The organism is Kutzneria sp. NPDC051319 (assembly GCF_040682195.1).
Taxonomy (GTDB): domain Bacteria; phylum Actinomycetota; class Actinomycetes; order Mycobacteriales; family Pseudonocardiaceae; genus Kutzneria.
The window spans coordinates 1-9,122 of the sequence record NZ_JBFBAM010000142.1 but is presented as its reverse complement, the minus strand read 5'-3'; the positions used below and the strand labels follow the sequence as shown (position 1 = coordinate 9,122).

Here is a 9,122-nt window from a genome sequence, read left to right as displayed (position 1 = left end):
CTTCACGGCTAGATGTAAGGCGCGACATATCCCCACCCCCGCGAGTCCCGCTCTCCGGCACACCGAAATGCGGTTTCGGGCAGAAGCAAGACCTGAGGCTCAGTTCTGCTCGCCGGCGGGTTTCGGTGTGACGCTGGACGGGACTCGCGGGGGTGGGGGATCAGGCCACGTTGCGCGAACTCTCCCGCGGATCGCCGCCGGCCTCCAACAGCGCCGCCACCGGGAGAGTGGCCGCGCCGACGGCGACGGCGTCCGGACCCAGCTGGCACAGCTCGATCGAGGTTTGCTCATACGCGTGCCGCAACGCGTGTTCGGCGGTGGACTTCTTCACCACGTCAAGCCATTGCCCGCCCATGGCCAGCGCGGCCCAGCCGCCGATCACGATGCGCTCGGGGTTGAACAGGTTGACCAGGTTGGCGATGCCGGCCCCGACGTAGCCGGCGGTGTCGTCCAGCACCTTGGCCGCGATCTTGGAGCTGTCGGCCGCGGCGACCAGTGCGGCCAGCGCCGCCTGCTCGTCGGTGTCGACCGCGCCCCGCCCGCCGCGCGCCTTGCGGTACCGGTCGAGGATGCCCTCGGCCCCGACGTACGCCTCCAGGCAGCCGCGCGCCCCGCAGCGGCACTGCCGGCCGCCGTAGACGATGGTGGTGTGCCCCCACTCGCCGGCGCTGCTGCTGTATCCGGCGTAAGTCTGGCCGTCGGTGATCACCGCCGCGCCCACCCCGGAGCCGACGAGCACGATCACCGCGTGCCGGGCGCCCCGGCCGGCGCCGAACCACATCTCGGCCTGGCCCTGCGTCTTGGCCCCGTTGTCCAGGAACAGCGGCAGCCGGATTCCCTGGTCGCGCAGCATGGACGGCAGCGGCACCGCGTCCCAGCCGATGGTCTGGGCGTGCACCAGGGTGCGGGTGCCCTTCTCCACGGTGCCGGGCACGCCGATGCCCACGCCGAGCACGCTGCTCTCGGTCACGTCGGCGGTCTCGATGACCTGGCGCAGCCCCTCGGCGGTGCGGGCCACCACCTCGGCCGGGTCCGGCTCGATCGAGTTGAGCTGGAGGTCGGCCGCGGCCAGCCGGGTCATGGACAGGTCGAACAGCTCCACCTTCACGCCGGTCTCGCCGACGTCGATGCCGACCACGTGGGCGTACTTGGGGTCGACGCGCAGCAGCACCCGGGGCCGTCCGCCGTCGGACTCCACCAGGCCCGCTTCCACGATCAGGCGATCCTCGACCAGCTCGGCGGTGACGTTGCTGACCGTGGCCGCGGACAGGCCGGTGAGCTGGCTGAGCTCATGCCGGCTCAGCGGCCCGTCGAAGAACAGCTTCGACAGCAGCGTTGACCTGTTGTGGCGGCGAAGATCGCGAACCGTGGTGCGCTTTGGTTCCATGGGGTGCCCATCGACGGTGGGGACGTCTGCGTCACAGGATGCCGGACCGACTAAGTTAGCGCCATAATTTAACACCGTAAGAAACCCGGCCGGCCCATCCTGCCGGCACGGATCACCCTCGCGTGTCCGGATCCCCGAGGCTAGTCGACGGTTCACAACCATAGACGTTCGGATCCGACCGATCCGGCCGTTTACCCCGTTCGCCGCCCCGGGCTCGCCTGTTCATGTGTCCGAACGGACCTCGAAGTCGACACGCTGGGTGTCTACACCATCGCGCTCGGTGGGGCTAGGCTGCCGGTTGTCCACGCAACGTTCCCGGGCGGCGGCCGTTCCGGCCTGGCGTTTTGTTCAAGGCTTAAATTTAGGGTTAATTTTGTGACCGCTCCGTTATTGACGTGAGCTGTGACACGCAGGTTGACTCTGCCGCAACATGCGCCGCGCGGGCGGCGCACACGGTCCACCCTCCTCGCAAACGACAAGGAGGACCCATGCGCGTCAGTCGCAGAGTGGTCTTCGCCGTAGCCGGCAGCATCATCGCGGCCACCGCCCTCACCGCGTGCGGTGGCGGCGGTACCACCGCGAAGAGCAACGCGAACGGCGTGCTCAACGTCGGTATGCCCAACGGGCCCCAGACGGACAACAACAACCCGTACCTGTCCAGCTCGGCGTCCAACTCGCTCGGCTACAAGAACGTGATCTTCGAGCCGCTGGCCCTGTTCAACAAGGTCAAGCCGACCGACCCGGCCAAGCCGTGGCTGTCCACCAAGTGGGACTGGTCGAACAACTACCAGACCCTGACGATGTCGATCCGCGACAACGTCAAGTGGTCCGACGGCCAGGCGTTCTCCGCCGACGACGTCAAGTTCACCTTCGACCTGCTCAAGGCGACGGCGGGCCTGAACCACAACGCGATCCCGTTCGGCGACACCACGGTGTCGGGCAACACGGTGACCGCCACGTTCACCAGCCCGCAGTTCGTCAACGAGTACAAGATCCTCACCGACACGCCGATCGTGCCGAAGCACCAGTGGTCCACCTTCAAGGACCCGGCCACCGACCCGGTCAAGGACCCGGTGGGCACCGGCCCGTACAAGCTGAAGACCTTCACGCCGCAGACCGTCACGCTGGACGTGCGCGACGACTACTGGCAGGACAAGCCCCAGGTCAAGGAGCTGCGCTACACCTCCTACACCGACAACAACTCCCAGGCCACGGCGCTGACCACCGGCGCCTGCGAGTGGGCCTTCGCGTTCATCCCGAACGCCAAGCAGGTCTTCGTCAGCAAGGACCCGGCGCACAACCAGCTGTTCTTCCCGCCGGACCTGGCCGGGCACGGCCTGTGGTTCAACACCCAGAAGGCGCCGTTCAACGACCCGGCGCTGCGCCAGGCGATCAACATGGTGGTCAACCGCGAGGACATCTTCAACCAGGGTGAGTCCGGCTACTTCTACCCGCCGGTCACCAACATCACCGGCATCCCGACCCCGGCCGGCGACTCGTTCCTCGCCGCCGACTACAAGGGCAAGGACGTCAAGGTCGACGTGGACGGGGCCAAGGCCAAGCTGACCCAGGCCGGCTACACCTTCGACGGCAACACGCTGAAGGACAAGACCGGCGCGCCGGTCAAGCTGACCCTGACCGACCCGGCCGGCTGGAGCGACTACCAGACCGACCTGGAGATCATCAAGGACAACGTCTCCAAGATCGGCATCACCGCCACGGTCGACAAGGCCAACCAGGACACCTGGACCAAGGACATCGACACCGGCAACTTCGACGCCGCGATGCACTGGACCGACGGCGGCGCGACCCCGTACCAGCTGTACAAGTCGATCATGGACGGCGACCTGTACAAGCCGATCGGCACCCCGGGCGTGAACGGCAACTACGGCCGCTTCCAGAGCTCGGAGGCCACCGCGGCGCTCAAGGCGTACGCCAACGCCGCCGACGACGCGGGCCGCACCGCGGCGCTGAACACGCTGCAGAAGATCTTCGTGGACAACATGCCGGTCATCGTGACCAGCGCGTCCAACCTGGGCGGCGAGTACAGCACCAAGAACTGGACGGGCTGGCCGTCGGCGAGCGACCCGTACGCCGACGCGCACCCCACCCTGCCCGGAGCCCTTGACGTCATCCTGCACCTGAGGCCGGCCGCCTGACATGACTGACAAGACCGGCGAGGTCGTCCTGGAAGTAGACGGTCTCAGCAAGCACTTCCCGGTGCGAAGGAAAGGCCGGGAGCTACTGACCCGCAAGGCACGCAGCGTGCACGCGGTCGACGACGTCAGCTTCACGCTGACCCGCGGCCATGTGGTGGCGATGGTGGGCGAGTCCGGTTCGGGCAAGTCCACCGTGGCCAGACTGCTGGCCCAGCTGCACCATCCCACCTCGGGCGAGATCCGCTTGCACGGCAAGAAGGTCAACGTCAGAGGCGGGCGCCGGTTCCGGGCCTACGTCCGGCAGGTGCAGATGATCTTCCAGGACCCCTTCGGCTCCCTGAATCCCGTGCACACGGTGCGCTACCACCTGACCAGGTCGCTGCGCATCCACGGCAATGCCAACGGGAACATCGAGGAGGCCCTGCGTGAGCTGCTGACCCGGGTGCAGCTCACGCCGCCGGAGCGCTACATCGACAAGTTCCCGCACGAGCTGTCCGGCGGGCAGCGCCAGCGCGTGGCCATCGCCCGCGCGCTCGGCGCCAACCCGGAGGCGCTGCTGGCCGACGAGCCGGTGTCCATGTTGGACGTCTCCATCCGGCTCGGCGTGCTGAACCTGTTGCGGGACCTGAAGGAACGCCTCAACCTGGCGATCCTGTACATCACGCACGACATCGCGTCGGCCCGCTACTTCGCCGACACGACGCTGGTCATGTACGCGGGCCGGGTGGTGGAGGGCGGCGACAGCGAGACCGTCACCCAGAACCCGGCCCACCCGTACACGCAGCTGCTGATCGAGTCCGCTCCCGACCCCGACCGGCCGGCGCAGGCCGACGAGGTCGGGGGCGAACCGCCCAGCCTCATCCGCCCGCCGCAGGGCTGCCGGTTCAACCCGCGCTGCCCGCACGTGATGGAGCGGTGCAGGACGGAGCAGCCGCCGCGGCTGGAGATCGGCGACGTCCCCGGCCACTGGGCCGCGTGCTGGCTCTACACCGACGGTGTGACCAAGCCCGAGACCGTCGCCAGCGGGGAGGTCGCCGGATGAGCTATCTCCTGCGGCGCATCGTGTTCTACGTCTTCACGGCGTGGGCCGCGATCACCATCAACTTCTTCCTGCCGCGGCTGATGCCCGGCGACCCGGTGCAGGCCCTGATCGCCAAGGAGCAGGGCCAGTTGTCCACCGACGCCGTGCACTCGCTGTACGTCCTGTTCGGACTGGACAAGCAGCAGCCCCTGTGGCAGCAGTACGTCGACTACTGGGGCCAACTGCTGCACGGCGACCTCGGCCTGTCGTTCACCTTCTTCCCGACGCCGGTCTCCGAGGTGATCAGCTCCAGCCTGCCGTGGACGCTCATCCTGGTCGGCGTCACCACCGTGTGCAGCTTCATGCTCGGCACCGGCCTCGGCGTGCTGGCCGGCTGGCGGCGCGGCAGCTGGGTCGACCTGGTGCTGCCGGTGACGACCTTCATCTCCTCGGTGCCGTACTTCTGGTTCGGCCTGATCATGATCGAGCTGCTGGCCGGGCCGAACAGCTTCTTCCCGTCCTCGGGCGGCTACGACCCCGGTGTCGTGCCCGGCTGGGACATCGACTTCATCGGCAGCGCGGTGCAGCACAGCCTCCTGCCGGCGCTGACCATCCTCATCTCGTCGATGAGCGGCTGGATCCTGAGCATGCGCAACATGATGGTGACGGTGTCCTCGGAGGACTACATCACCGTCGCGCACGCCAAGGGCCTGTCCGACCGACGAGTGATGCTCAGTTACGCGGCGCGCAACGCGCTGCTGCCCAACGTGTCCGGTTTCGCGCTGTCGCTCGGCCTGATCGTCGGCGGCACGCTGCTGGTGGAGATCGTGTTCTCCTTCCCGGGCGTGGGCTTCCAGCTGTTCCAGGCGGTCGGGGCCAAGGACTACCCGCTGATGCAGGGCATCTTCCTGATCATCACGCTGTCCGTGCTGGCCGCCAACTTCATCGCCGACCTGGCCTACCTGGTGCTCGATCCGCGCACCCGCAAGGAGGGCTGAGCCGTGGCCATCTCCACCGTCGACCTGCAGGCCGCCGCCGGGGCGGCCGCGCCGACCCCCAAGCCGGCCAGGCGGCAGAAGTTCCGCTTCATCACCAACACCAAGACGCTGATCGGCCTGATCATCCTCGGCTTCTACGTGCTGCTGGCCATCTTCGGGCCGATGATCGCGCCGTACGACCCGGACGCCCGCGGCGACGTGCTGCAGTCGCCGCCCACCAGCGCGCACTGGTTCGGCACCACGCACCTCGGCCAGGACATCTTCAGCCAGGTGCTGGCCGGCGCCCGCGGCGTGGTCTACGTCGGCCTGCTGGCCGGCCTGGTCGCCACCGCGCTGGCCGTGATCATCGGCGTCAGCTCGGGCTACCTGGCCAACACCGGCGGCGAGGCGTTGTCCGCGCTGTCCAACGTGTTCCTGGTGATCCCGGCCCTGCCGCTGATCATCATCGTGGCCTCGATCCTGCCCACGGTCAGCAACACGATCATCGGCCTGGTCATCGGGCTGACCTCGTGGGCCTGGGGTGCGCGGGTGCTGCGAGCACAGACATTGTCGTTGCGCGGCCGGGATTATGTCGACGCGGCCAAGGCGACCGGCGAGTCCACCTGGCGGATCATCTTCTTCGAGCTGCTGCCCAACCTGACCGCGGTCATCGCCTCCGGCTTCGTCGGCACGGTGATCTTCGCGGTGCTCTCCGAGATCACCCTGGCCTTCATCGGCGTCGCCGACCCGACCGTCTGGAACTGGGGCACCATCCTGTTCTGGGCGCAGAGCCAGCAGGCGCTGGCCCAGGGCGCGTGGTGGTGGTTCGTGCCGGCCGGCCTGGCCATCGCGGTGCTGGGCACGGCGCTGTCCCTGATCAACTTCGGCATCGACGAGATCGTCAACCCCCGACTGCGCAACGCGGGCCGGATCAAGGGCAAGTCGGTGCGCATGCGGATCGGCTTCACGCCGGTTCTGGGCAAGGAGAACCGGTAATGGCCGAACCCCTTATCGAGATCAAGAACCTCAACGTCGACTACGGCCTGGGCGACGACGCGGTGCACGCCGTCAGCGACGTCACCCTGACGCTGCACCGCGGCGAGGTGCTCGGTCTGGCCGGCGAGAGCGGCAGCGGCAAGTCCACGCTGGCCTACGGCATGACCCGCCTGCTGCCGCCGCCCGGCGTCGTCGCCGGCGGCGAGGTGATCTACCACGACCCCGAGCGCGGCCCGTACGACGTGCTGTCGCTGACCAACAACGAGCTGCGCGACTTCCGCTGGGCCGAGACCTCGATCGTGTTCCAGGGCGCGATGAACTCGCTCAACCCGGTGCACCGCATCGGCAGCCAGCTCACCGACGTCATCCGGGCGCACGAACCCCGCAGCAGCAAGGAAGCCCGGCTGGCCCGGGCCCGCGAGCTGCTCACCCTGGTCGGCATTCCGTCCGACCGGCTGGACAGCTACCCGCACCAGCTCTCCGGCGGCATGCGCCAGCGCGTGATGATCGGCATGGCGCTGGCCCTGGAGCCCAAGGTCGTCATCATGGACGAGCCGACCACCGCGCTGGACGTGGTGATGCAGCGGCAGATCCTCGGCGAGCTGGTGCAGCTGCGCGAGCGGCTGGGCTTCTCGGTGCTGTTCATCACCCACGACCTGTCGCTGCTGGTCGAGTTCTCCGACCGGATCGCCATCATGTACGGCGGCCGGATCGTGGAACAGGCGCCCGCCAAGGAGATCTACACCGACTCGTACCACCCCTACAGTGCCGGACTGCTCGGCTCCTTCCCCGCGCTGCGCGGGCCCAAGCGGGAGCTGACGGGCATTCCGGGGTCGCCGCCGGACCTGCGGGCCATGCCGACCGGGTGCGCTTTCCACCCGCGGTGCCCGAAATCCTTCGAGCCGTGCGCGCGGGACCTCCCGGTGCTCGGTGTGCCCGATGTTCCCGGCGGTTCGGACCGAGAGGTGGCCTGCTGGCTGCACCCCGTCCGCTGACCCGCGTATCGACACTGGAGGAGATTCGATGGAAACCACTGCCACGGCGGTAGAGGCAGATCTCATCGCCAGCCTGCCGGCGAGCTTCCGTTGGGGCGTGGCCACTTCCGCGTACCAGATCGAGGGCGCGGTCGACGAGGACGGCCGCACACCGTCCATCTGGGACACCTACTGCCGGACGCCCGGCATGGTGCACAACGCCGAGAACGGCGATGTGGCCTGCGACCACTACCACCGGATGCCCGAGGACGTCGCGCTGATCAAGGAGCTCGGCGTCGACACCTACCGGTTCTCCGTTGCGTGGCCCCGGGTTCAGCCCCGGGGCGCGGGTCCCGTCAACGAGAAGGGCCTGGCCTTCTACGACCGGCTCGTCGACGAGCTGCTAGGCCAGGGCATCGACCCATGGGTGACGCTGTACCACTGGGATCTGCCGCAGGAGCTCGAGGACGCCGGCGGCTGGCCCGTGCGTGACACCGCCTACCGGTTCGCCGACTACGCGATGATGGTGTTCGACAAGCTCCAGGACCGGGTCCGGATCTGGACGACGTTGAACGAGCCGTGGTGCACCGCCATGCTCGGCTACTCCGAGGGTCGGCAGGCGCCGGGCCGGCAGGAGTTCCCCGCCGCCATCGCCGCCGTGCACCACCTGCTGCTCGGGCACGGCCTTGCCACGCAACGCATGCGTGAGGCCGCGACCTCTCCGGTCGAGCTGGGCATCACCCTGAACATGGGGTCGTCCTACCCCGCCACCGACAGCGCCGCCGACCGCGAGGCCGCCCGTCGCGCCGACGGCCTCGGCGGCCGGATCTACCTGGACCCGCTGCGCTACGGGCGGTACCCCAAGGACGTCGTCGCGGACCTGATGCAGCGCGGCGTCGAGATTCCCGTGCGGGACGGCGACCTGGAGATCATCTCCGCGCCCATCGACGTGCTCGGCGTCAACTACTACTCCAGCCACCGCTACTCCGGCGTGGCAGAGGACGGCTCCACCCGTGACGCCGACGGTCTGCCCGTCACCCGCCAGGTCATGTCCGGCCTGCCCGTGACCGACATGGGCTGGGAGATCGTGCCCTCCGGCTTCACCGACCTGCTGGTCCGCCTCGGCCGCGACTACCCCGGCCTGCCCATGGTCATCACCGAGAACGGCGCCGCCTACGCCGACCAGCCCAACGCCGACGACTACGTCCAGGACGACGACCGCGTCGCCTACTTCCAGTCCCACATCGGCGCCGTCGCCGCCGCCCGCCAGGCCGGCGCCGACGTCCGCGGCTACTTCGCCTGGTCCCTGATGGACAACTTCGAGTGGTCCTACGGCTATGCCAAGCGCTTCGGCATCGTCCGCGTCGACTACGAGACCCAGCAGCGCACGTTGAAGGCCAGCGCCCTCTGGTACAGGGACACCATTCGCCGGGTACGCGGCGGCGCGTAACCCGGAGGGCCGGGTGCGGTGGTGGCGGCCGCCGCACCCGGGCTATCCCCGAAGCACCGGGGGCACCCCCGCGAGATGCTCCTATGGTCTGTCAAGCCGTTTGGAGGGTGGGCAGCGCGGCTAGATCGGCCATCAGGCGTGGGTAGATCTCCCGGGCG

Annotated in this window: 7 protein-coding genes; 6 read left to right on the top strand and 1 reads right to left on the bottom strand. The window is 68.5% G+C overall.

Annotated elements, in window-relative coordinates:
• Positions 1-160 precede the first annotated feature (160 nt).
• Positions 161-1,387, bottom strand: a complete 1,227-nt coding sequence (locus AB0M73_RS49345) for an ROK family transcriptional regulator (protein ID WP_363907098.1) — start codon at positions 1,385-1,387, stop codon at positions 161-163.
• A gap of 488 nt (positions 1,388-1,875) precedes the next feature.
• Here AB0M73_RS49345 and AB0M73_RS49340 point away from each other — a divergent pair, with 488 nt between their 5' ends.
• Genes AB0M73_RS49340 through AB0M73_RS49315 form a run of 6 tightly spaced genes read left to right on the top strand, consistent with a single transcriptional unit; the run spans position 1,876 to position 8,964 of the window.
• Positions 1,876-3,546 carry an ABC transporter substrate-binding protein gene (locus tag AB0M73_RS49340; protein WP_363907096.1) on the top strand — a complete coding sequence of 557 codons (1,671 nt, stop codon included), beginning with the start codon at positions 1,876-1,878 and terminating at the stop codon, positions 3,544-3,546.
• A 1-nt stretch (position 3,547) separates the two neighbouring features.
• A complete protein-coding gene (locus AB0M73_RS49335) occupies positions 3,548-4,588 on the top strand; it encodes an ABC transporter ATP-binding protein (protein ID WP_363907095.1) in 1,041 nt (346 codons plus the stop codon).
• Complete coding sequence (locus tag AB0M73_RS49330) at positions 4,585-5,565, top strand: ABC transporter permease (RefSeq protein ID WP_043725252.1); 981 nt, start codon at positions 4,585-4,587, stop codon at positions 5,563-5,565. The genes AB0M73_RS49335 and AB0M73_RS49330 overlap by 4 nt, the downstream gene beginning before the upstream one ends.
• A 3-nt stretch (positions 5,566-5,568) precedes the next feature.
• Positions 5,569-6,540 (top strand): ABC transporter permease, encoded by a 972-nt coding sequence (locus tag AB0M73_RS49325; RefSeq protein WP_043725255.1) that lies wholly within the window; start codon positions 5,569-5,571, stop codon positions 6,538-6,540.
• The gene (locus AB0M73_RS49320) at positions 6,540-7,535 is read left to right on the top strand and encodes an ABC transporter ATP-binding protein (RefSeq protein WP_363907091.1); all 996 of its coding nucleotides are present in this window, start codon (positions 6,540-6,542) and stop codon (positions 7,533-7,535) included. Before AB0M73_RS49325 ends, AB0M73_RS49320 begins: the two co-directional genes overlap by 1 nt.
• 28 nt (positions 7,536-7,563) lie before the next feature.
• On the top strand, positions 7,564-8,964 hold the full coding sequence (locus tag AB0M73_RS49315; RefSeq protein ID WP_363907089.1) for a GH1 family beta-glucosidase: 1,401 nt from the start codon (positions 7,564-7,566) through the stop codon (positions 8,962-8,964).
• Positions 8,965-9,122: the final 158 nt, after the last annotated feature.

Coding starts and splice junctions, on each gene's coding strand:
- AB0M73_RS49320 (WP_363907091.1), top strand. CDS start 6,540: ATGGCCGAACCCCTTATCGAGATCAAGAACCTCAACGTCGACTACGGC.
- AB0M73_RS49335 (WP_363907095.1), top strand. CDS start 3,548: ATGACTGACAAGACCGGCGAGGTCGTCCTGGAAGTAGACGGTCTCAGC.
- AB0M73_RS49340 (WP_363907096.1), top strand. CDS start 1,876: ATGCGCGTCAGTCGCAGAGTGGTCTTCGCCGTAGCCGGCAGCATCATC.
- AB0M73_RS49330 (WP_043725252.1), top strand. CDS start 4,585: ATGAGCTATCTCCTGCGGCGCATCGTGTTCTACGTCTTCACGGCGTGG.
- AB0M73_RS49345 (WP_363907098.1), bottom strand. CDS start 1,387: ATGGAACCAAAGCGCACCACGGTTCGCGATCTTCGCCGCCACAACAGG.
- AB0M73_RS49315 (WP_363907089.1), top strand. CDS start 7,564: ATGGAAACCACTGCCACGGCGGTAGAGGCAGATCTCATCGCCAGCCTG.